This is a genomic window from Micromonospora sp. DT47, from assembly GCF_049844475.1.
In the GTDB taxonomy this organism is placed as follows: domain Bacteria; phylum Actinomycetota; class Actinomycetes; order Mycobacteriales; family Micromonosporaceae; genus Micromonospora.
Map to the genome: position 1 here is coordinate 1 of NZ_JBNCLC010000044.1, position 21,476 is coordinate 21,476.

Annotated in this window: 23 protein-coding genes; 12 read left to right on the forward strand and 11 right to left on the reverse strand. The window is 67.2% G+C overall.

The features are described from left to right. Positions 1-266, forward strand: a 266-nt coding sequence (locus ACLQ2U_RS31365) for a glycoside hydrolase family 15 protein (RefSeq protein ID WP_425754510.1), incomplete at its 5' end; no start/stop codon positions are given. Positions 267-388: 122 nt separating this feature from the next. Beyond that, positions 389-1,216 (forward strand): enoyl-CoA hydratase/isomerase family protein, encoded by an 828-nt coding sequence (locus ACLQ2U_RS31370; RefSeq protein ID WP_425754511.1) that lies wholly within the window; start codon positions 389-391, stop codon positions 1,214-1,216. 162 nt (positions 1,217-1,378) lie between these two features. On the opposite strand, the gene ACLQ2U_RS31375 is transcribed toward ACLQ2U_RS31370, so the two are convergent. The 5 genes from ACLQ2U_RS31375 to ACLQ2U_RS31395 form a co-directional block, all read right to left on the reverse strand. Next, the gene (locus ACLQ2U_RS31375; protein ID WP_425754512.1) at positions 1,379-1,987 is read right to left on the reverse strand and encodes a DJ-1/PfpI family protein; all 609 of its coding nucleotides are present in this window, start codon (positions 1,985-1,987) and stop codon (positions 1,379-1,381) included. Positions 1,988-2,341: 354 nt separating this feature from the next. Beyond that, complete coding sequence (locus ACLQ2U_RS31380) at positions 2,342-2,473, reverse strand: hypothetical protein (protein WP_425754513.1); 132 nt, start codon at positions 2,471-2,473, stop codon at positions 2,342-2,344. A gap of 27 nt (positions 2,474-2,500) precedes the next feature. Next, positions 2,501-2,956 carry a hypothetical protein gene (locus ACLQ2U_RS31385; RefSeq protein WP_425754514.1) on the reverse strand — a complete coding sequence of 152 codons (456 nt, stop codon included), beginning with the start codon at positions 2,954-2,956 and terminating at the stop codon, positions 2,501-2,503. A gap of 362 nt (positions 2,957-3,318) precedes the next feature. Continuing rightward, on the reverse strand, positions 3,319-3,747 hold the full coding sequence (locus ACLQ2U_RS31390) for a hypothetical protein (protein ID WP_425754515.1): 429 nt from the start codon (positions 3,745-3,747) through the stop codon (positions 3,319-3,321). A gap of 568 nt (positions 3,748-4,315) precedes the next feature. Further along, positions 4,316-4,726, reverse strand: coding sequence for a DUF6010 family protein (locus ACLQ2U_RS31395; protein WP_425754516.1), 411 nt, complete (start codon positions 4,724-4,726; stop codon positions 4,316-4,318). Between the two features lie 84 nt (positions 4,727-4,810). Here ACLQ2U_RS31395 and ACLQ2U_RS31400 point away from each other — a divergent pair, with 84 nt between their 5' ends. Continuing rightward, positions 4,811-5,659, forward strand: coding sequence for a GlxA family transcriptional regulator (locus ACLQ2U_RS31400; RefSeq protein ID WP_425754517.1), 849 nt, complete (start codon positions 4,811-4,813; stop codon positions 5,657-5,659). An 84-nt stretch (positions 5,660-5,743) separates the two neighbouring features. Here ACLQ2U_RS31400 and ACLQ2U_RS31405 read toward each other — a convergent pair whose 3' ends face one another. After that, complete coding sequence (locus ACLQ2U_RS31405) at positions 5,744-6,058, reverse strand: hypothetical protein (protein WP_425754518.1); 315 nt, start codon at positions 6,056-6,058, stop codon at positions 5,744-5,746. Positions 6,059-6,418: 360 nt separating this feature from the next. Here ACLQ2U_RS31405 and ACLQ2U_RS31410 point away from each other — a divergent pair, with 360 nt between their 5' ends. From ACLQ2U_RS31410 to ACLQ2U_RS31430, 5 genes are all read left to right on the forward strand, one after another. Further along, positions 6,419-6,631 (forward strand): hypothetical protein, encoded by a 213-nt coding sequence (locus ACLQ2U_RS31410; RefSeq protein ID WP_425754519.1) that lies wholly within the window; start codon positions 6,419-6,421, stop codon positions 6,629-6,631. 11 nt (positions 6,632-6,642) lie between these two features. Next, complete coding sequence (locus tag ACLQ2U_RS31415; protein WP_425754520.1) at positions 6,643-6,774, forward strand: hypothetical protein; 132 nt, start codon at positions 6,643-6,645, stop codon at positions 6,772-6,774. 52 nt (positions 6,775-6,826) lie between these two features. Then, positions 6,827-8,653, forward strand: a complete 1,827-nt coding sequence (locus ACLQ2U_RS31420) for a hypothetical protein (protein ID WP_425754531.1) — start codon at positions 6,827-6,829, stop codon at positions 8,651-8,653. Between the two features lie 88 nt (positions 8,654-8,741). Next, positions 8,742-10,970, forward strand: coding sequence for an McrB family protein (locus ACLQ2U_RS31425; RefSeq protein WP_425754521.1), 2,229 nt, complete (start codon positions 8,742-8,744; stop codon positions 10,968-10,970). 68 nt (positions 10,971-11,038) lie between these two features. Beyond that, a complete protein-coding gene (locus tag ACLQ2U_RS31430; RefSeq protein ID WP_425754522.1) occupies positions 11,039-12,421 on the forward strand; it encodes an McrC family protein in 1,383 nt (460 codons plus the stop codon). A gap of 225 nt (positions 12,422-12,646) precedes the next feature. Here ACLQ2U_RS31430 and ACLQ2U_RS31435 read toward each other — a convergent pair whose 3' ends face one another. Both ACLQ2U_RS31435 and ACLQ2U_RS31440 read right to left on the reverse strand, forming a co-directional pair. Continuing rightward, the gene (locus ACLQ2U_RS31435; protein ID WP_425754523.1) at positions 12,647-13,195 is read right to left on the reverse strand and encodes a hypothetical protein; all 549 of its coding nucleotides are present in this window, start codon (positions 13,193-13,195) and stop codon (positions 12,647-12,649) included. Between the two features lie 232 nt (positions 13,196-13,427). Next, positions 13,428-13,796: a hypothetical protein gene (locus tag ACLQ2U_RS31440; RefSeq protein ID WP_425754524.1), complete on the reverse strand. Its 369-nt coding sequence runs from the start codon at positions 13,794-13,796 to the stop codon at positions 13,428-13,430. Positions 13,797-14,068: 272 nt separating this feature from the next. On the opposite strand from ACLQ2U_RS31440, the gene ACLQ2U_RS31445 reads away from it, so the two are divergent. Next, entirely contained in the window at positions 14,069-14,575 is a 507-nt protein-coding gene (locus ACLQ2U_RS31445; RefSeq protein WP_425754525.1) for a hypothetical protein, read from the forward strand. Positions 14,576-14,795: 220 nt separating this feature from the next. Here ACLQ2U_RS31445 and ACLQ2U_RS31450 read toward each other — a convergent pair whose 3' ends face one another. Then, the gene (locus ACLQ2U_RS31450) at positions 14,796-15,650 is read right to left on the reverse strand and encodes a PIN domain-containing protein (protein ID WP_425754526.1); all 855 of its coding nucleotides are present in this window, start codon (positions 15,648-15,650) and stop codon (positions 14,796-14,798) included. Between the two features lie 155 nt (positions 15,651-15,805). On the opposite strand from ACLQ2U_RS31450, the gene ACLQ2U_RS31455 reads away from it, so the two are divergent. Next, positions 15,806-16,129 (forward strand): hypothetical protein, encoded by a 324-nt coding sequence (locus ACLQ2U_RS31455; protein ID WP_425754527.1) that lies wholly within the window; start codon positions 15,806-15,808, stop codon positions 16,127-16,129. Between the two features lie 136 nt (positions 16,130-16,265). Here ACLQ2U_RS31455 and ACLQ2U_RS31460 read toward each other — a convergent pair whose 3' ends face one another. Together ACLQ2U_RS31460 and ACLQ2U_RS31465 are read right to left on the reverse strand one after the other, a co-directional pair. Then, on the reverse strand, positions 16,266-17,558 hold the full coding sequence (locus tag ACLQ2U_RS31460; protein WP_425754528.1) for a transposase: 1,293 nt from the start codon (positions 17,556-17,558) through the stop codon (positions 16,266-16,268). A gap of 81 nt (positions 17,559-17,639) precedes the next feature. Continuing rightward, positions 17,640-17,846 carry a hypothetical protein gene (locus tag ACLQ2U_RS31465; protein ID WP_319460132.1) on the reverse strand — a complete coding sequence of 69 codons (207 nt, stop codon included), beginning with the start codon at positions 17,844-17,846 and terminating at the stop codon, positions 17,640-17,642. Between the two features lie 1,006 nt (positions 17,847-18,852). On the opposite strand from ACLQ2U_RS31465, the gene ACLQ2U_RS31470 reads away from it, so the two are divergent. Then, positions 18,853-19,677, forward strand: coding sequence for a mechanosensitive ion channel family protein (locus ACLQ2U_RS31470; protein ID WP_425754529.1), 825 nt, complete (start codon positions 18,853-18,855; stop codon positions 19,675-19,677). Positions 19,678-19,869: 192 nt separating this feature from the next. Further along, positions 19,870-20,676, forward strand: a complete 807-nt coding sequence (locus ACLQ2U_RS31475; RefSeq protein ID WP_425754530.1) for a SigB/SigF/SigG family RNA polymerase sigma factor — start codon at positions 19,870-19,872, stop codon at positions 20,674-20,676. Positions 20,677-21,476 lie beyond the last annotated feature (800 nt).

The following is a 21,476-nucleotide window of genomic DNA, read 5'->3' on the forward strand; positions in this document are numbered from 1 at the left end:
CACCCACCAATTATCGACCAAACCCGATCAAATCGGTAGACCTGCACGCCGCATTATTCAGGGGTCTCCTAGCGCAGTCCGGACGGCTCGATGACGCCAGGCTGACCTTCGAGAAGATGCTCACCTACAGCAGCCCTCTCGGCCTCTACTCCGAGGAGATCGCACCGAGCGGTGAGCAGGCCGGCAACTTCCCGCAGGCGTTCAGCCACCTCTCCCTGATTGGCACCGCCGTGGACCTCGACCGCCTACTCGACGGCGCCCCCTGAGCCAGACGTAGCGATATCCGGGTGTGCCCCCAGCCAGCTCAGGCACCGCAACGAACTTCGACACAGGCCCCCAGCGGTCCTGGTTGCAACTCGCAACCGCTTCAGACGGAGGAGTCCGGCCAATGGCCTTCACCTACTCGACCCTGAGGACGGAACTCAGCAGCGGCGTGCTGTGGGCCACGATCGACAACCCGCCGATCAACCTGATCGACGAACGGTTCGTCGCCGATCTCATCGCGCTGCTGGATGACACGCAGGCGACAGGCGACGTGCGAGTGGTCGTGTTCCGCAGCGCGGATCCTGACTTCTTCCTTCCACACGTCGACCTGACGCGGATCGCCGAATACACCGCAGTGGCCGCCACCTCCGGGGGACCCGACGACATCAGTCTCGGGGCGCTCTACCGGCGTCTGAGCGAGGCGCGCCCCGTGACCATCGCACTTCTCGAAGGTCGTGCCCGGGGCGCCGGCAGCGAGTTCCTCTACGCCTGCGACATGCGCTTTGCATCGCTCGAGCGCGCCGTTATCGGACAGCCCGAGGTGGGAACAGGGGTCTTCCCCGGTGCCGGAGCGGTCCAGCAGATCGTGCGGCTCGCAGGGCGGGGGCAGGCGATGCAGGTCATCCTGAGTGGCGAGGACGTGGACGCGCGAGAGGCGGAGCGGATCGGTCTGGTCAACCGGACGCTCCCGGACGACGAGCTCATCGCGTATGTGAAGGCGCTGGCCGAGCGCATCGCCAGTTTCCCAGAGGCTGCGGTCCGCCTCGCCAAGCGCCGCATCAACGCCGCGGCACTGCCGGCGAAGGAGGACGTGCAGGTCGACTCGGGGCTCTTCCAGACCCTCGCCCGCGACGGCTCGAGCACGTCGCGCGTGGCGACGCTCATGGAGCGAGGACTGCAGCAGCGCTCCCGCACGGAACTCGAGTTCGGCGCCGCGTTGGGCGAGCTCTGATCGCCCTGAGTCCTTTCCGCAGAGCTAACCACGGGTCGGCCAGCTCCTCGATCAACTCGGCCAGGTGCTGACGGGAGATGCCCGTGAAGACAGGCTGCGAGAGAGCCGCTCGGGCCCAGCCAGGCGAGGGCACCGCAGCCCCAAGGGGTTGATCGCGGGGCGTCAGCGCAGTGCAATCTCGCCCGCGTGGACGGCCCGCATCGCGCGCTCGACGGTTTCCTGGCTTTCGCCGACCGGAGCCACGTAGCCGATGACGTCGCGTACGGCGTCCTGCCCGAGCATTCGGTTGATCACCCAGGTCGCGAGATACTGGGACGCCAGGCAGCCGCCCGCCGTAGCGATGTTCCCCTCGGCGTAGAACGGCGCGTCCAGCACGGTGACACCGCAGGCTTCGACAAAGGGCCGGCTCGTCATGTCCGTGCAAGCTGGCATGCCGCCCAGCAGCCCGAGGTGCGCCAGCACCAGCGCGCCGGAGCACTGCGAACCGATCAGCTGTCGCGAAGGGTCGAGCGGCAACATGGAGAGCAGCCGGTCGTCGGCGACCACGTGGCGTGTCTTCACCCCACTACCGATCAGCACGACGCTGGCCTCGGTCACGAACTCCATCGGGCGCTGCCCGGTCACCTCGACGCCGTTCATCGACGTGACCACCGGCGTCGGCGTCGTGATGAAGGCCTCCAAGCCGTCCTTACGGCACCGGTTGATCAGCGCGGAAGCGATGAAGCTGTCGAGCTCGTTGAACCCGTCGAAGGTGACCACGGCTACCTGCATCACAACTCCTTCAAGCACGGGATCAGATGCCAGTCTGCCTGGCGCACCGGTTCGGGTCGGGAGCCAATCAGCGGCTGGTGGCATGCCTACGTCGCTCTGCGCTTCGAGCTCTGAGCCTGAGTGCCGTACGTACTGTCCAGCCGACGTGCTGACGTCCCGAGGCTCCCCAGGCTCAGCTCACCGAGAGCACAATCGTGCTCGCCTTTGCCTGGGGTGTGCGGACCGCTGCGCCGGCGCCCGGTCCGGCCTGCGGGCCGGGAACTGACGGCCGGACCCGGCCTGGTGCGGACCTGCGGGCACGGTCGGCCGTGCAGCCGGGCGGTGACGGCGGCCGACGCCGTCGGCCGGCCCCGGTCAGTCCGTGCGCTGCTGCGGTTCGGACTGCCCGGTGCCGCTCTCGGTGAGAGCCGTGCGCGCGGACTGCAGCAGTTCTTCGGAGAGCGGGTTGCCGCGGGTGGCGCGGGCGAGGACGAGGGCGCCGACCATGGTGGAAGCGCCTTGAAAGCAGGGCCGTCAGCTTTCATCAATACCCGGCGAGGCCTCCGTAGAAAGCGCTACGCCGGATGAGCGAGCCACAGTTTGCAATCGCTCAATGATTTTCTGCCAGAGGTCAATCACGTCGGGCGGCTCCTCACGAACGGGAGACGAGAGCGCCGAGAAGCCGAGTGGAAGGCCCTTGGTGTAGAGCCGGCATTCCTTAGCCTCCGGCCCGTGTCCGACGGGCAGCACGTCACCCTGCGCTGTTACAACCGTCCCCAGGCTGCCGATGCTGTCACCGGTCGACCAGGCCGTGCCGCGGTTAGGGAACACCCAGAGGTAGTCACCGACGTACCAGCCGAAGAGGTCGCGGCTTGAGTCTCGAACATCCTTGAGGCGTCCGAACAAGGTCTTCTGAGTCGTCGTCGGCGCGAAGTAGCGTTCGGTCCTCCGGACCCCGGCTGTATTCAACTCGGAGGCGATCGTCCGCACCCTTGAGTGCAGCGCTTCAACCTTGCGGGAGTGGGCCTGTCGACCGGCCTCCTGAGTCCAAGTACAGAGTGCGCACCACCCGCTTGGGATTGGTCCATGAGACATGCAGTACGGCGCGCCGCCAGCGATCGGACAACGGGGGTTGGTGCATCGCCCGATGGCGACAATGCCGCAGTTTCCGCACTGACATACCACCACTTCGCACCTCCGCCTGTCGATGACGTGACGTTACGGGGTCTACGCGCTGGACGGCATCGGCCGGACGTGCGGGCGTGGGGAACGCCCGGGTAAGTCAGCGACAACGCATACAAGGACGGCGTCGGGGTTAGAGCCGGGCCGCACCCCGCTAGTCTGCGGGGGCGCTAGCGGAAGAGTTTCTCACTAGCGGTGCTGAACGCCTCGGTGGCCAGCTTCGCTTGTTCGTAGCGGTCGGCGAACTCGCCGGCGTCGACATTTCCTCGTCTCCAATATGCTCCGAGAGCTTTGCTGGACGAGTTCAACTCATCTAGCGCCCTGAGTACATGCTGGTCACGGCACAGGATGCGCAGCCGTGCTGCGGCTAGCCGAAACTCGCCGAGGCCCCAGCCGTCCACCCGACCGGGAAGCCCTAGCTCTCGTTCCTCCCACACTCGGTTCCGGAAATCCTCGGACATTGATACGAGTCGAGCGCACTGCTCGAGCATGAGCTCGGCCAGTCTAGCGTTGCTTTCACCTCGCCGAATCGTATTTTGTCCCAAGATCGCAATTCCAGCACCAGAAACGGCCGCGATAAGAGTCACCCAGGCATCCACGCCGTCAGTCTGGCTGCTCGTGTCAACGTCTATGGGACCGCCCGCTCGACCACTCCCGGAAAGCAGAGAGGAAGCAGCGAACGTGTCGCATGCGGACGATACGTGGCGACAGCAGGCGGGTTGGTGGCCGCGCTGGAGACACGGGATGACACTCGATGGCAGCGACGGTGCGCCGCAACGGTGCTCGGGACGAAATGAGCCACGAGCCGCGGCGCCCCTCGGCCGACAACCACCACGCGGCGACCGTGTCTGGCGTCAGCGACGTCTGCCTAGAGTTGGCAGGCCGCCGCGCAGCGCGCGTATTGGCGTCCCTGCATCCGGGACCGGTCGACACTATCGACCTCCGCCGGGTTGCTAACCCTGATCGGGCCCCGTGCCGCGCGGGCGAGGCCCACGCCACGACCGCACTGGCCGCAGGGCCGGGGGTCGAGCCGGGGCCGGCCGCGGTAGACCGCTGCGGATTCGTCGAGAGGCAGACCGCAAACGACCTGGCTGACCCGCTCTGGATGAGGGCGGTGCAGGCGCCGGCCCTGATCGTGCGGAAGTAGAGCGGGCAGTAGGTCTCGCCTTAATCCGGCTCGGGGCATCGCGGGCGGAGGCGGCGCAGCCGTTCCGTCACCGACCAGCCGCCCGTCAGGCACCACAGGGCGATGACGGGGTCGCAGATGGCGCAGCCGTGCGACGAGCCGGGCAGGAACGGGATGATCGGGGTTCCCTTCAGGTGGTGGAGGACATCCCAGGCGGTGTGCAGCAGCCAGCCGACGCCGATCCATGTCCAGGACGCCAGTCCCCGCCATGCGACGTAGACCATCAGGGCGACGAAGGGGAACTCCCATGCCCCGAGACCACCGCCGCTGAGGTACGCCGCTCCGGCACCGCCCACCATGATTGCGTTGACGTGGCGGCGGTGCGGCTCGCGGATCACCGCGTTGAGGCCCACGTACAGGGCGCCGATGAGCAGGGGCACGAGAATGGTCATGGCGGTCGAATCTAGGACCGGGCCGGTGTCCCTGACAGGGGGCCGCGAGCCGACGGTCGACGGATTCGCGCCAGGATGGTCCCCATGCACGATGTGGTGGTACTCGCCTACGACGGTGTCGTCCCGTTCGACCTGTCCGTGCCGGTGGAGGTGTTCGGTCGGGTGCGGCTGGCCGACGGCCGTCCGGCCTACCGGGTCCGCGTCTGTGCGGCCACTGACGAGGTACGCGCCGGCGCGGTCGGCCTTCGGGTGCCGCACGATCTCACTGCGCTGGCCGAAGCCGGGACGGTTGTCGTACCGGGAATGGCCGACCTCGACGAGGCGGTGGACGTCGGGATACTGGAAGCTCTTTCCGCCACTGCGGCCCGGCTGGTGTCGATCTGCACGGGTGCTTTTCTGTTGGCCGCCGCCGGGCGGCTCGGCGGTCGCCGGGCCACCACCCACTGGGCCGCCGCAGCCGAGCTCGCCCGCCGCTGTCCCGACATCACCGTCGACCCCGACGTGCTGTTCGTCGAGGACGGACCCGTGCTCACCTCCGCGGGCGCGGCGGCCGGACTCGACCTGTGCCTGCACATTGTGCGCAGCGACCACGGCGCCGCGATCGCGGCCGAGACCGCGCGGAGCTGCGTCATGCCGCTGGAGCGCGCGGGCGGCCAGGCACAGTTCATCGCACACGAGCCGCCCCCGCCGGCCGAGAACGGTCTGCAACCCCTGTTGGCCTGGCTGGCCGACAACCTGCACCGTCCGCTCACCCTGGCGGACATCGCCGCGCACGCCGCGATGAGCACCCGATCCCTCAGTCGGCATTTTCGACACCAGACCGGCACCACGCCACTGCGGTGGCTGAACCGGCAGCGGATCCGCCGCGCGCAGCAACTGCTGGAACGCACCGACCAGCCAGTGGAACGATTGGGACTTGACGGCAGCAGTTGAGCCGGGGCCGCGGACCCGAGACGGCATGCGGGCGGCGCAGCTCAGCGCGCAGCCGTACGAAGTGCCCCGCTCCGGCTCGGAGTGTCAGAGAATAAACCCGCGCACGGGGTGACGTGAGCCGTCAGGCAGGCAGATCTCCGCTGATACGGCGCCCCAGTCGAACGGGGCCAGCCACGCTTCCCGAACAGGACCGTAACCGAGCAGGTTGACCTGGGGACCGTCACCGAACACGACAGACCGCTGGAACGGGACTTGGTGCGTGCTGCCGCGCTCTCTCACTTCGATGCGCCACCCTGTGCAGTCGTCGGGGTTGTCGCTGTCATCGACGATCAGGTGGCGCACGCCATCGACGTCGCTCGCGAAGTGATACGCCGGAAGCGATTGCGTCGGCTCATTCACGTTCCCAGTCTGCCTGAGGGGAAGGGCCCACGATGCAGGGCCCCCGGCGGCGTCGTGAGCGACGACCAACTCGAACTTCCACTCCTCCCACGGGCAAGGTCAGTCCGGGGCGGAGTAGTCGCGAATTTCATTGAGTGGCCGTGCCAGCTCCACCTGGATCCCGAGTCATGCCGCTGAGTAGTTTCTTCGTGACGTAAGCATGATCCTCGTCCGACGCGCGTCGAAGCGAAGAAGGGGGCGCACGGACGGATGAGCCCACCTCGGCCTGCGCAGGGTGGGAAAGGGGCCGTTCGATGGACGGGGATGTCGTACCAACGCGGTTACATAGAGGCGTCCTTCTTCCTTGACGTGGAGTGCCGGATGCCCATGAACGTGTCTCGCTTCAGGCGGCGTCTGTTTGGCCAGTGGGATAACCAGGACCAGGAACCTCCGACGGCGGTCGAGCACGGCTTCGTCGGCCTGGCGGCTGGTGTTGTCCTCGATGATGAGCACGTGTTGAGGGCGCTGACCGAAGCCGCGGCCGCTCGTCAGCGATCGGATGCGGCGTATGGGCGTTCCTCAAAGTGCAAGTGAACGGTCGTCGCGTGGCGGCGGCGCGCGGGGACCGTGACGTCCTGGAGATGCTTGACGAGGTGTGTGAGGAGGTCGCCGAGCGGCTTCTGGTCGCGAAGGACGAGATTCGCGAGGTCATGATGAACCACGGTTACGACGACTGACAAGGGTCGCAGCTACAGTCGCGGGTCGTCTAAGGGGCAGGAGGCCGTGCTGATGGACGAGCGGGGCACCGCTAGGCAGACCGGCACCACCTCGCCTCCCGCCGGCGTGCATCGCATCAGTTCAGAGACCGAAGCCCGCGATCTCGCGCACCGCGTGCTGACTCCCGGGCGACGACTGTGGCCGGTCGTGGTGCTGACGATTCCGGCTGGGCAGAAGGATCCGTTCGGTGATCCAGATGAGATCAAGGACGCGGTCGGAAACCTGGCCGAGGTAGTACTGATGCCCACGAGCGATGTCTCGTGGGCGTTTTCCCGAGAGATGCCGTCAGCAACGCAGGTGTACGGCGGTGCGGGACGTGTGTATCCGGTCGATCATGGCTGGGTCGTCGACCCTACGCGTAGCAGGTTGCGGTTCGCGTATTCGCAGCAGGACCGGCGGCGTATCACCGACCAGCTGATACACGACGCGTTGGAGGCGGCGCTGGCGGCTGGCCTTCTCGAGCCGCGCACGAGCCCTCGCCAGCTTCAGCGGTCAGGGAAGGTGCAGGGCGTGATCGGGTCACGGGCCCTGGTCACATTGGACGACATGTCGGTAGCGACGGTGTGGGAGGAGCTGACCGTACCCGGGGTCGCGCTAGAGCGGCTGGTGGTCCGGGGGCAGCACGTTACGGGCGCCTACGACCCGGTGTCGCGGCGACTGGATCTGCGTGATGGTCTGCGGTTCAGCGACGCGGCGAGCGGATCGGCTGCCGTGGCGGCGGCCTATCAGGTTGGCGACGTGGTCCTGGCTGACGTGGTGACCGTGACCGATGACGCCGTCAGGCTGCGGCTGTTGCCCAGCATTGCGGTAGACGTCGGAAAGGATGCGGTCACCTCCAACGCCAATGACACGTTGCGTGGGCTGTTCTCAGCAGGGGAGATAGTCACCTGCCGAGTCGTCGCTACCGAGCCCCTGCGCTTGCGGCTGGATGACGTAGACGACGAGGAGATGCCCAGACCGGCGCCGAGCCTGCTTCCCGGTGGCCCTCCATGGCTGCGCTCTCCTGAGCCTGACCCGCAGCCGCCCGTCATACCTGCTGCCCGTCCGCCGAGGCCGGCACCAAGCCCGCCTGTCGTACCGGACGTGCCCCTGCGGAGGCCGACGCCACTGGACGTAGCCCCACGCGGCCAGATCCCCGTGCCGAGACCGGTGTTGGCGCCGTCTGCGAGCGCACCAGGCGGGGCCGGCCGGGCGCACGTCACGCACCTGAGCAACGAGCTGGCGGCGGAGCGGGCCACCCGTGAGGCTCTGTCCAAAGACCTTGCCGGCCTACGGGATCGGGCTGCGGAGCTGGAGAACGAGCTGGCTCATGCCACCCGCGTCATCGAAAAGCTCCAGACCCGCTACCGCGGCGCCGACCTCGCTCGTCAGCGGGCGGTTAAGCAGCTCAAAAGCGCTCAGAGCCGCACCGATCATGCAACGAGTATGGACTGGCAGGCGTTCGTCGACGCGGAAGAGCAGTTCCGTTACGAGGTGTACTGCGAGTGGGTGCGGCGGATCCCCGCCGCGGAGAAGTCGAGCAAACCTCTGGCCGAGTACGTGCTCGCCGCCGGCTTCCTCGACTCCGTCGAGCAGTTGGAGGGCATCAGCCGGGCCAAGATCGTAGCGGTGGTGGTCGAAGTGCTCACCGACCAGGTCCAGCATCTGGCCGGCCGCGATGTGCACCAGCTACGCACGGGCGGCGGCGGGAGCCCGTATGTCCGCCGTCCTGACGGCGCCACCTGCTGGAGGGTAGCGCTGCAACGTGAATCAGCGGCGGCGCGCCGTTTGCACTACTGGCGCACCCCACACGGCTACGAACTCTCCAGGGTGGCCCTCCACGATGATTACCGGCCATGACCGTGCTTTCCCTCGCCGGGCAGCCGCTCTACGGCAATGGCGACCAGTCGTGCGTTAGCCCCCTTCAAAGTGTGAATAAAGGAGTCCTGTGAACGAGGAAGCTGTTTACGCCGCCGCCCGCCGAGTGATCGATGCCGGGTTGGCCTCAGACGGCTCGGTCTTCACCCCTGATCGGGCTGTGTGGACGGCGCAAGCGGCCGACCACTTGTATGCCAAGTTCGTCCAACAGCCAGACACCGGCAAGGGCAGCTTCGTCAAGAAGCTACAGGGCCAGCTCGCCGGAGCGCCGCCCACGGCCGTGCAGCTCATGGCCGAGCTGATCTACCTGCACCTCCTTCTGCCACGTGACATCGGCGGCACAGCGAAACGTGCCGTGATCAACGGTGCCCTCACGTTGCTTCCCGAGCCGGTCGAGGTCCCCCCAGATCTCGACACGGTCCTCGACGCTGGCGTAGTCCGGGCCGGCACCGCGTACATGACACAGCGGGACCGGCAGATCGCCTGGCTCGTGCGGCTCGTGCAGGCGTGGAAGCACCTGCCGGCCGACCGTCAGCAGGCGGCACTGCACGACCCATGGGACTTCAAGGACGGCCTGGACAGCCTTCCCATCAACAGCGCCTACAGCCAGCGCAACATGCTGCTGAACCTGGCGTTTCCCGACACGTTTCCCCCGATCGCCTCCCGGCGGCACAAGAAGCTCATCGTGACCGCGTTCACCGATGAGCTTCCGCATGAGACGGGTGACGTTGATCGGGATCTGGCGGAGCTGCGGACGGTGCTGTCGGCCAAGTCCGGCACCGTGGTCCGTTTCTACCAACCGCCCTGGGTTGACCGGTGGCGCCAGCAGGCCGGGTCCGCTGGCGACGGCAAGGGACCGCGCGGTTGGCTGGTCCGAGGCGCGAAGGCGCATGGACAAAACCTCGTCGGCCAATGGCTCGCCGACGGGTTCTGCTCGATCGCCTACCCCGGCCTGCCAGAGCTGAAGCCTGGCCTGTCGAAGGCGCAGCTGGACGAGCAGCTACGGGAGTCGTTGCCAGACTTCTCGCCGTCCCAGCGCGGTCTTCACGTGGGCGTGCTCGACCGGTTCCTCAATCGGATGAGCGAGGGCGACATCGTCGTCACCGTCGACGGGCCAAAGGTGTATGTCGGCACGATCGCGGGCCCCGTCACCTGGGTGGACACGCCCGACGGCGTGTCGAGCCGCCGCCGGAAGGTTGCCTGGGCCAACCCCGACGCACCGTTCACCCGAAACGAGCTGTCCATCGACGCACGAAACAAGCTCGCCGGTCAGCTGACTGTGACCGACCTCGGCGCTTACGTCGCCGAGTTCACGGCCTTAGCGGAACTGGACGACCAGCCGGGGGAGGAGGACGTCGACGACCAGCTCGCCGCAGCCGAGATGGAGCTGCCCGAGCCGACCGCCGAGCTGGCCGACGATCTGCTCATCGACCTGGACTGGCTCACCGAGACGGTCGACTTGCTGCGGGAGAAGAAGCAGATCGTGCTGTACGGCCCGCCCGGCACGGGCAAGACCTACCTGGCCCAGGCACTGGCCCAGTTCCTCACCGGGCAGACGGACAACGCCTACCGGCTGGTCCAGTTCCACCCGTCGTACTCGTACGAAGACTTCTTCGAAGGCTTCCGACCTCGGGCCACAGCCGACGGCGGCGTGGGCTTCGCACTCGAACCCGGACCCTTCAAACAACTCGTGTCCGACGCGAAGGACGACCCCTCCCAGGCCTACATCCTCATCATCGACGAGATCAACCGAGCAAACCTCGCCAAGGTCTTCGGGGAGCTGTACTTCCTGCTCGAGTACCGCAACCGCAGCATCCAACTGCAGTACTCACCCACCGAAGACTTCGAACTCCCACCGAACGTCTACCTGATCGGCACCATGAACACCGCCGACCGGTCCATCGCACTCGTTGACGCGGCAATGCGCCGCCGGTTCTACTTCCAGTCGCTGTTCCCCGGTGAGACACCCCTTGACGGACTGCTCAGCAAGTGGCTGGAGGCGCATAACCTCCCCGCAGACCGGGCGGACCTCCTCGACGAACTCAACCGCGTCATCGGCGACCGTGACGCCGCCGTCGGCCCGTCCTACCTGATGACACCACAAGCCGCCACCGACAAGGGGTTAGCGCGGATCTGGAAGAACGCCATCATGCCCCTGCTCGAGGAACGCCACCTCGGCGACGGAGTCGACATCAACCTCCGGTACGGCATCGACGCACTCCGCAAGCGGCTAAAGCAGTCGACGACCCCGGCTGCGGTACCAGCCCCCCGGGAAGAAGCCGGAGACATGGCCCAGTGAGGCTGATCAGCCTACGCGAACACGAGACCCAAGAGTGTGAGCCCACTGCCCCAGCCGTCGCCCGGGCGATGGCAGCCACCAAGCTGGTCGAAACCTCACTCACACTCGACGGACGTCTCCTGCTGCGTTCCGGCTCCCTGGTCGGCGCGGCCAGGATCATCGCCGGCGACGAGCAGACCGAGCTGCACGTCCGCCCGAAGATCGGAATCGCGAGGCTGTTGTGGCTGCTCGGCTACGCCCGCGACCCCCGCGGCTGGCGCAACGATCCGATAGGTCTAACCCACGAACAGGACCTCGTGCCAGCGATGGCCGTCGCGTTCGCCACCACCACGGCCCAGGCCCTGGCGCCAGGCGTACTGCAGGGATATCGAACAGTTGAGGAAGCATTGCCGCTCCTACGCGGCCGGCTCAGAGAGGCAGACCAACTGCGCGCGCGGCCTGGACTAGCCCTACCGGTCGAAGTGCGCTACGACGACTACACGACCGACATACCCGAAAACCAGATCCTGCTCTCGGCCCTACGCCGCCTGCACCGACTACCCGGCATTCCACCGGCCACCCGGCACGCCCTGCACCGCATCGCGGCCGCACTCGCCGACGTCACACCCCTCACCGCCGGAGCACCCGTACCCGAGACCGTGGCCAACCGCTTCAACGGCCGCTACCAACCTGCCCTGCGGCTCGCCCGGCTGATCCTGGCCGGCGCCAGCGTCGAACACGTCCACGGCTCAACCCTCGCCGCCGGCTTCGTGTTCGACCTCAACACCGTCTTCGAAGACTGGTTGACCACGGCTGTACGACACGCAGTGGAGACGCGCTACGGGGGAAGGGTGACCGGCCAGCACCAGATGCACCTCGACGACGAGGGGCTGCTACCCCTGGTACGGCCAGACATCACGTGGTGGGACGGGTACCGCTGCCTGGCAGTCATCGACGCCAAATACAAGGCACCAGGCAAAACCCCGCCCCGCGCGGATGTCTACCAGATGCTCGCCTACTGCACCGCCCTCAAGCTGACCCGCGGACACCTCATCTACGCATCGGCAGGAACGAAACCCGTCGAGTACCAGCTCACGGGAAGCGGCGTGCACCTCGTTGTGCACGGTCTCGACCTGTCGACTCCCCTCGCTGCGCTGCACCAGCAGATCACCCGAATCGCCGAGGCGATCGCTGTCGTCGACGTGTCGTGCACGACCTTCCAGATGCCTCGGAAGTGGGCCAGTACGCGGCGCCCCAGGATGGCCGTAACCGCCCGCGATGTAGCTGGTAGCGGACGATACCTTGCAAGGACTGGGAGACTTTCTGCGCGCGGACTTCCGCAAGCTGGCCGCCATTTCCTACATCGGACCAGCAGCGGCGGAGCTGCTAGGCATCGTCGAGCAGCTGCGGCAGTGGCCGACGCGCGAGCGGCGCGTGTCGGCCGTGCTCCTCAGACTCCATGCGAGCCTTGATCACCTCAAGCCGGCCCCTCGGGCACCGGTTGCCCCGAGTCATATGCCAGCAGAAGATCGGGTGCACGGCGAAAATGTGCGATTCGCGCCTCCTGCCGACGATTGCTGGCACTTCGGTACCCGGACTCCCGCGGGCGCGACGGCCACGGCCGGCACCCAACGGGCGCTGCCCGGCCGGAGCCTCGTCGTCTGGAAGGCTCCGTCCGGGCCGCGCGCGGGGGTAGGTCAGCTGCTGCGCACCTTCTTGAGGGCATGTTCGGTCAGGACGAGCGCGAGGTCGACGGCCTCGTCGTCGTTCAGGGGGCAGTTCACTGCGTACTTCTGGGTCGAGGCGACGTTGCGAAGCTTGATTCGGTCGTTGTCGAGGTCCGCGACATCCTCGGGACGCAGCCGCAGCGTGAGGCCGCCGTTGCCCGGCTTCACATAGACGACAGCACCGTACCTCTTCGGTCCCTCGTCGCGGACCATGATGTAGTCGGTGTAGCCGTCGTGGGTGCGGTCGGACTCGCCGATTGCGACCACCGTCTTGAGATCCAGGGCGCGATTGAGGAACGTGAGCACCCTGTTGGCCGTGCCGCCGTCCTTGGCCCGGGTGTAGACGAACTGCTTGATGTAGAACGCCTCTTCGTCGTCGGAGTCGAGCGCCGACGTGCTGCGAGTTGGCGGTGCCTCCTTCTCCGGAGCTGCGGTCTCGTCGTCGTCTGCTGGCGGCACCTGGTTAGTGCGGGTCTGGTAGTCGATGATCTCGTCGACGGTGCCTTCGATGATCCTCATGGCCCTCCACTCTCGCGTAGCGTTGCTTCTCAGAGTCTACTTTGGAGTGAGCCAGTTTGTGAACACGTGAGCAAACCTGCTAACGCATTACGCGGCCTGAAGTAGCCGATCTGATAGCGATAGACACCCTGAGCAGCCAGTACCTGTCGGTGGTTGAGGCGGCCCAGAGCGTTGGGCGTGATCCGTGCGGTGTGTCGGCGTTGGACAGCACGACTTGGGGCGGGCGGCCTGGTCATGCCGCGCGTGGTGTGGTCAGCGGTAGGCGCTGGGGCGGCCGTGGCGCGGACATCATGGTCGGGGTGGGCGGTACCGCTCGGGCGGGGCGGAACCAGCCGGCGAATCGGGTGGCTGCGGTGGCGACGGGCGCGATGACCTGCGCGCGTCCTCGGGCCAGCAGGGTGGGGCGGCTCGCCGTGTGGCAGGCGCGCTGCGCGTCGCGTGCTCGCGGGCAGGGGTATGTCTCGCGTGCGCAGCGCAGGTTGCAGCACCGGCCCGGATCGTCGGGGTGGGGTGAGTGTTGGGCGGCGACGTCGGCGGCGAGCAGCCACAGCAGGACGTCGGTGACGTTGCGGGGTACGGCGCAGCGGTGAGGCTCGGACATCAGGTGGTCGCCCTTCAGGTCGATCGGTTCCAGGGGCCGCCACCGACGGCCGGAGGGCGCTCGATGACCGCCGTCGGGTCCGCCGTCGGTGGCGACCGCGACGATCGACGCTCGACCCTCCAAATAGGTCAAGTGGTCCCGCGGTGGTCCCGGTCAGGTCCGTGGCTGTCCGCCGGGCCGGTGACGACATGAGCCGTCAATCTTCCCTGCTGGTTGTCAGATACGTGACGCGCCCAGTGCACTAGGTTCGCGAGCACCTAGGCTGCCCCACCATGACCATCAACGCCTCAGCGCCACGCGGCCTCGCGGTATCGGCTCTCGGTCTCAGCCTGCTGCTCGCGGGATGCGGCGGCGGCACCGACGCGGCGAGCGGCCCTACCTCGGCCGCGACGAGTGCAGCCAGTACGCCCAGTCCCAGCGCCTCGCCGAGTCCGAGCGCCTCGCCGACTCCACGCGCTTTCCGGGTAGGCGAGCAGGCGGCCTGCATTGAGGTCTTCCCCCACCTTCAGGCTTCCGCGGACCTCGTCACCAAGATCAGCGAGACACCGGATGGGTCAACGGTGAATCAGGGGACGCTCGACAGCACCATCGACGCGCTCGATCACGTCATCGAGATCGCACCGGCTGACATGGTCCCTGCTCTGGAGGAACAGGTAGGCCCCCTGAAGGACCTGCAATCCATCTTCCAGACCGGCCAGAACAAGAATCTGAACTTCGAAAACTTCCGGTCATCGGGCTTCGACCTGGTCACCCGATGCGGCAAGTACGCCAAGGACTGACGGGCTGATTCACCCGCTGGGTCGATCGCCGGCCACACCTGGTTGGCGCAACCGACCCGGCGCACTTCAGAACTGCCCCAGTGGCTGCAAACGGCTACACCCTTGAACCCACACGAACGGACGCCCCCACCCAGAGGTGGGGACGCTTCGTTCGCTGGGTGGGCTGTCCGGTGCGCCCGGGATGCCCGCAGACAGCCCGCCGACGCTGTCGAAGACTGTCCTAGCTGCCGTTCGCCGGCTTGGTGCCGCTATCGGGATCGCGCTGCTTTTCTGCCCGCAACCCAGCGTGACGAGCACGCAGCGATTGGCGGGTATCGAAGGTGATGAACCGCAGCGTCCGATCGGCGAGGGCCTGACCGGCCAGGGCCTGGATCGCGGCAGCGCGGTCCACGATCTCGTCGTCGGCGATCGGCAGTCGCACGTGGCCGGGCGGGTCGAAGACCAGCTCCACCGTCACCCCACCACCGGTGTGGTCTCGCGGACGCACCTTTGTCGGGAGATCGGTGGAGTAGTCGAACAGGCGGTCGATGATCGCCAGCGCCTGCCTCGCCCGGCCTCTCACGCGGCCGTTGTTCGCCTTCTTCAGCCCGTCCAGCTCGTCGACCACGATGATCGGGATCAGCAGCCGAACCGGCGCGAAGCCGGCCCCCAGCATCTCCGCGTAGTCCACCTTGTCGAACGTCTCGGTGGGTTGGATGTAGAAGGTGGTGTCGGCGACAGCGAAGACCTCGCTTTCCGACCACCTCTGGATCTGGGCATCGAGTGCGCCGATGGCGTCGTCCAGGTCGTCGCCGCGCTCGGTCACCTCGACGTTGATGAGGATGACGGTGGCGTCGTTTGCCGGCAACGTCTGGAGTAGCCAGTAGCGGCGCGTCAGGATCAGGCGGTCGATGTCCTCTGCGCTGATCTGGTTGTTGAGCATCCGTGCGGCGTTGTGCGCCCATCGCTGGTAGGCGAGTCGCTGTTGATGGAAGTCGCCGCCCTGGATGTTGTAGAGCGCGTTTCGCGCGTCCCGAAGGCTGGCCAGTACCTGGTTGCGGTCGACCCCGGGGCGCAATCGGACGAGGTGAGGCATGGCGGCGAACTCTACGCCCCTCGGCCACCTAGTGCACTGGGCTCGGTCGCCGCCGCCGCCGTGCTGCTGGCCAGCAGGGCTGGCGGCTGACGGAGGGGATCCAAATGTCGCCTGCCGGACACCGCTGCAGGGGGCGGTCCAGTACGGTGCCGGCGATGCAAACTCTCTACCTGAAGACGGGCAGCCTCGGCCACACCTGGCACGCCGCTCACATGCTCCTGTCGATCCTGACATGCGGCTGGTGGCTGCCCATCTACGGAATCCATGCGCTCATATCGGTGGCCACCCGCCCCACCGTCCAGCTGGAGGTGCCCGAGGGACACCGAGTCGAGTACCGCAACGGTCATCCAAACGTGCTCGGTCCGGACGAGTACCTGGAACCCCGGACAGCCCGAGAGAAGGCGCTCATCCTCGCGGGGTACGCCTCGCCGGTACTCATCGTTGCAGCCCTTGTCCTCGGGTTGATGATCCGAGGTTGACCTCATGCGGCGGCCGGCCGCTCCCAAGGGCGTCAGGTCACCGACGCCCAGGCGATATGAGACTCGATCACGAGTCCGGTTGCGCCAAGCGCGCGCCCGGCGATCGCCAGTGCCCGACTCTGTTGCCTAATTCTGTCTATGCCGCGAGGGTGAGATCGAGCCTGCTCAGGTGGGTCGTTCGGGTGCGTTGCATGGGTGTGCCGGTCCACCATGCGTAGAGGCGGATGAGGTTGACCGCGGTGGCGGCGAAGGCGTGTTCAAGGTCGACTTTGCCGAGACCGGCGTATCGGGCCTGGTGGATGCCGGTGGCTGCGGTGGCCTGATGGATGGTGCCTTCGATCCCGGCGCGGGCGCGGTAGGTCTGTTTCCAGGCGTCGGTTTGCTGCTCGGCGCGGGCGTCGCGGAGGGCTTCGTGCAGGTGGCGGGGTCGTAGCGTCAACTGTCGTCGGCGCTGGTTTGAGCGGGTGCACTCGGTGCGGGCCGGGCAGATGATGCAGGCGCTGAGGGGGAAGCTGACCACGATGACGTCCTGGCCGTCTTGGCGGGCGGGGTTCCAGGTGGCCGAGTGGTGGCCTTGTGGGCAGGTCGCACGCTGTTGGTCGAAGTCGATGGTGAACGCGCTTCGGGCGTAGGGGCTGTTGGTGCGGGCGTGGCGGGAGGAGTCGCCGCGCATCGGGGCGATCAGGCGGACCTGGTGCTCGGTGCGGCAGGCCAGCAGGTTCGCGGTGGAAGGGTAGCCGGCGTCCATGAGGTGCTCGGCCGGCAGCAGATCCCGGTCGGCGAGCATGTCGTGGATCGGCATCGTCATCGCCGAGTCGGCCACAGCGGCGTGGGTGGTGACCACATTGGTGATCAGGTTCGGTGGCTGGGTGGGATCGGTGGTGCCACCGTCCGCTGGGGTGTTGTCGCAGGTCTCACTGAAATGGACCTTGTAGCCCTCCCAGCTGCGGCCGCGCTTCTCGCTGTAGCGGGCATCGGTGTCGTACGGGGAGATGATCCTGGTTCTGCCCGGCGGGAGTCCGTGCAGATCGGCGTCCCGCCAGATCACCCCCCGCCCGGACTCGCCAACGGTGTACTGCTGGATCCACACCTGGCGCAGCACATCGACGGCGGGAACCTCACGCAGCCATTCAGGGGCCCGCCGGTCAGCGACCGCCCTGAGGAGTCGGTAGCCGTCCCGGCCGACCTGCACGGCAAGCTTCTGCCGTTTGGCCTGATCATTCGATAGCCGCCACTCGTCGATCCGGGCGCCGTACCGCTTGATCACCTCGGCGTCGATGCGGCCGGCCAGCCACTGCGGTGCCGCTGCGGCCAGGGCTTCCAGCGCCGCCCGCAGGGTCTCACCAACCATCTCGAGGCGGTTGAGGTCCCGCACCGCGGCCACGACATGGGTCGCGTCGGTGCGCTGGCGGCCCGGCGCTTTGACCAACCCCAGCTCCACCCGCCGCCGACCACGCGTAATGCCGTGCCGCCGAGGAGGCCGGAAAGCCGGCCTCCTCGGCGTGGCTGGTCAGGCGGCCAGCGTCGCGATCGACTGGGCCCAGCGGAAGTACTTGTTGGTGCCCAGGTCCCGGACGGTCTTGATGCCGAAGGCCTTAAGCAGCAGGTCCGCGTCGCCCTCCGACACGCCCTGAATCGCGGTGACCGGTGCGGCCGCGAGGTCCTGGGCGCTCTTGCCCTCCCAGTCCTTCGACAGCTTCGCTTCGAGTCCCAGCATCTGTTCGCTCCTTCCGCGGCCCGTCGGGGCCATCAAGATGAGTACGACAACGTGCTCCTACCCGACGAGCACCGATCACAATCAACGCCCCGGCGAGCGCAAGGCGGGACGCGCGAGAACGTCTACGGCGGCACGGGGGCAACCGGGGGTCGTCGTACCAACGCACTCGGCGTCACCCGGGCGGGCGCGTCCACTGGCTGGAGGACACCTCCGGCGTGGATCAGGGCATGACCTCCGGGTTGGCCGGCTTGGCGGAGAAGACCTACGCGGAGTGCCTGTCTCACATGCGGCGCGACCTCGGACTGCCAAGCGGCATGGTCGAACTCACCCCAAGCGCGCCCGGCAACAGAAGTGATTCCGTAAATCGGACTCGGTGTGAAGTCGCGAGGCGCCGCGGTTGCGACCGAGGTAGGCAGACACCGCTGCACGTAGAACGACACGGTCGGGAGAGACAAGACGACACCGGGACCGGAAGCAAAAGAGGTAGTCATACCTCACGGTGCGTCACCGGCCACAGTCAGCGCTAGCGCCCTCCGAGCGGCAAGAGCGGATAGGGAACATGCGGCTATCGCGACCCTCGATCCCGCTTGTCAGAGAGCCTTCCGCGCCCACGCTCGTGGCATCCTGTCGGGATGCGTCTGGGTCTCTACACCCTCGTGGGTCTGCCAAGCCTGATCTCGGGGACGATGCTGCTGCTGGGTGTCCGATCGAAGCCGTCCAGCCCTGCTGCTCGAGCCGACCAGACGCCCCGATACATCGCTCAATCGGTGTTGTGTCCAGACGACCTGCCCGGTGCAGAGGAACTGTTGGACCACCACGCTGAGCGGTGGTCGACACAAGGGAGCCGTGCCGGTCGAGCGGTGGTCCGGCCGGGGCAAGGGAACATGCACCGTCGACAGGATCTCCCTGCAACCGTCACGGCCAGCGCGATCGTGACCTGTTTCCGATGGCGAACCGGGGGTAGGTCAGGCGGGTAAATCCTTCAATGATCGCGGAGGCTGATTCGATGAAAGACAATTTCGGGAACGCGGTGGGTGATGCACTTCGTTCGGTGATGCTGTTCCTGCCCAAGGCCGTCGCGTTCATCGCGATCCTCGTAATCGGCTGGTTAATCGCCAAGACCGTACTCAAGATCGTGGACAAGGTCCTGGAGCGGGTGCACTTCGACCGCGCGGTCGAGCGCGGCGGGATCAAGACCGCCCTGGCCCGGTCCCACTACGACGCCAGCGACATCGTCGCCAAGCTGGCCTACTACGGAATCCTGCTGGTCACCCTGCAACTCGCGTTCGGCATCTGGGGCCCCAACCCGATTTCCGACCTGATCGCCGGCGTCATCGCCTGGCTGCCCCGGGCGTTCGTCGCGATCGTCATCGTGGTAGTGGCCGCAGCGATTGCCAAGGCGGTCAGGGACATCATCTCCAGCGCCCTCGGCGGCCTGTCCTATGGTCGGGCATTGGCCAACATCGCCTCGGTGTTCATCCTGGGCCTGGGCATCATCGCCGCCCTCAACCAGATCGGCGTCGCCACCGCAGTGACCACCCCGGTGCTGATCGCCGTGCTCGCCACCGTCGGCGGCATCCTGGTCGTCGGCGTCGGCGGCGGGCTGGTCCGGCCGATGCAGAGCCGGTGGGAGTCCTGGCTGGCCCGCGCGGAGGAAGAGTCGCAGGCCATCGCGACGCACGCCCGCGCCTACCAGGCCGGCCGCCGTGACGTCGAAGCGGCGATGACCACGCCGCCGGCCCAGTCGCTCCCCGGCCACGAGGAGGGTGTGGCCGCCAGCAACGAGGCCACCATGATCATCCCGGAGCGCAGCAGCGGTAGCTACCGCTGAGCACTGGTTATCGACTACGCCGACAGGGCGGGGCCCGACCTCCGGGACGGGTCCCGCCCTCACCTTGAACGCATGGGCTGCGCCATAGAAGCATCAGCCTTTCGGCTAGGTTCGCAGCGCCGTTTGGGCTACGTTGCAGCTACGGCCGTCGCGACTACCTCGATTCGCCCACGGCAGACTCGGAGGACTCGCATGACCGCCACCGCCACGCAACCGGCCCCCACCCGACGCAGGGCCACCACAGAGTCGGAGTCCGTGGCCAACGACCTGCTCAACGCGATGGCCGCGCTGCCCGCCAACCACCCGTCCCGCGCCGCCATGCGGGACCGGGCCATCGAGGCCTGGCTGCCGCTGGCCAAGCACCTGGCCCACCGCTACAGCGGCCGCGGAGAGCCCACCGACGACCTGGCCCAGACCGCCGCCGTCGGCCTGATCAAGGCGATCGACAAGTTCGACCCGTCCCGCGGTGTCGACTTCGCCGGTTACGCCATCCCGACCATCATCGGCGAGCTCAAGCGGCACTTCCGGGACCGCACCTGGGACATCCGGGTGCCCCGCCGCCTGCAGGAGCTGCGGCTGGCCATCTCCGACGCCAACAGCTCGCTGCTGCAGACCCTCGGCCGCTCGCCGACGGTCGCCGACATCGCCGCCCACCTCAAGCTCACCGAGGAAGAGGTCCTGGAGGGCCTGGAGGGCGCCCGCGCCTACAACGCGGTGTCGCTGTCCACCCCCACCGGCGACGGCGACCGGGCGACGGAACTGGGCGACATGCTCGGCGGCGAGGACGGCGAGTTCGAGCTGGCCGAGCTGCGGGTCGCCCTCGGCCCGGCGCTCGCCACCCTGGACGAGCGCGAGCAGAAGATCCTCACGCTGCGCTTCTACGGCAACCTGACCCAGTCGCAGATCGCCGAGCAGATCGGCGTCTCGCAGATGCACGTCTCGCGGCTGCTGGCCCGGGCGCTGATCAAGCTGCGGGGTCAGCTCGACGGAACGTACTGAGTCCGGAGTGGCGATGGAAGTCGGTCAGGCTCGTTGGTGGCCCGTCGGCCGACCTGCGGCGGCGATGGACCTACCGCTGAGAAGCCATCCCGGCAGCCACTCCACCCGCGATGGTGCCTAGCACCCATGATCAGGATCCAGGCGGCGTCGGCAGCCGGAAGGTTAGGTCCCGTGGCGACATGAGCCAAAAGAGCGCGCACCAGGGGGAGAGCATGACGAACACGGCGTCCGGTGGGGTGAACCAGGCAGGACCGCCAGCGACCGAGCAGCCAGGTGCTGCGACGTGCCGGCACTGTGGGCAGCCTCTGTTTCACGATTCGTTGTGGGGATGGATGCACGAGGGTGATCGCTACCTGTGCCAGGACTCGGCCACGGGTCAATTGCTGTGCCAACCAGCCACGCCCGCCTAACCCTTGACCGGGCTGTACGTGTCCTCACCGCAGATTGGGTCCACCGCTGCCGGCTGACGTCCGCGAACAGCCAAATATGTGGGCTCGCCTCTGCGGGCAGCCCCGATTCCCTGTAACAGCATCGCGATCGACGACGCCTGGTTGATGGAGGTCGGGGTGCACGGCTTCCCTAGCAGGCGGGACCCCCGACCCCCGGGTCCCGCCCGCTCCACACCGAACAGCGCACCCGGTGACGCATCGCTGGAAGGCATCCATGGGTCAGCCAACACCGCGAACCCCAGCACCAAAGGGAACCCACCGCAGTCGCGCGGAGTGAGTTCCCCCCGGTTTCACGGAGTCTTCTGATCATGGTCTGATGGCCATGGGGAGGAGTCTTTCGTGGCAGCACCG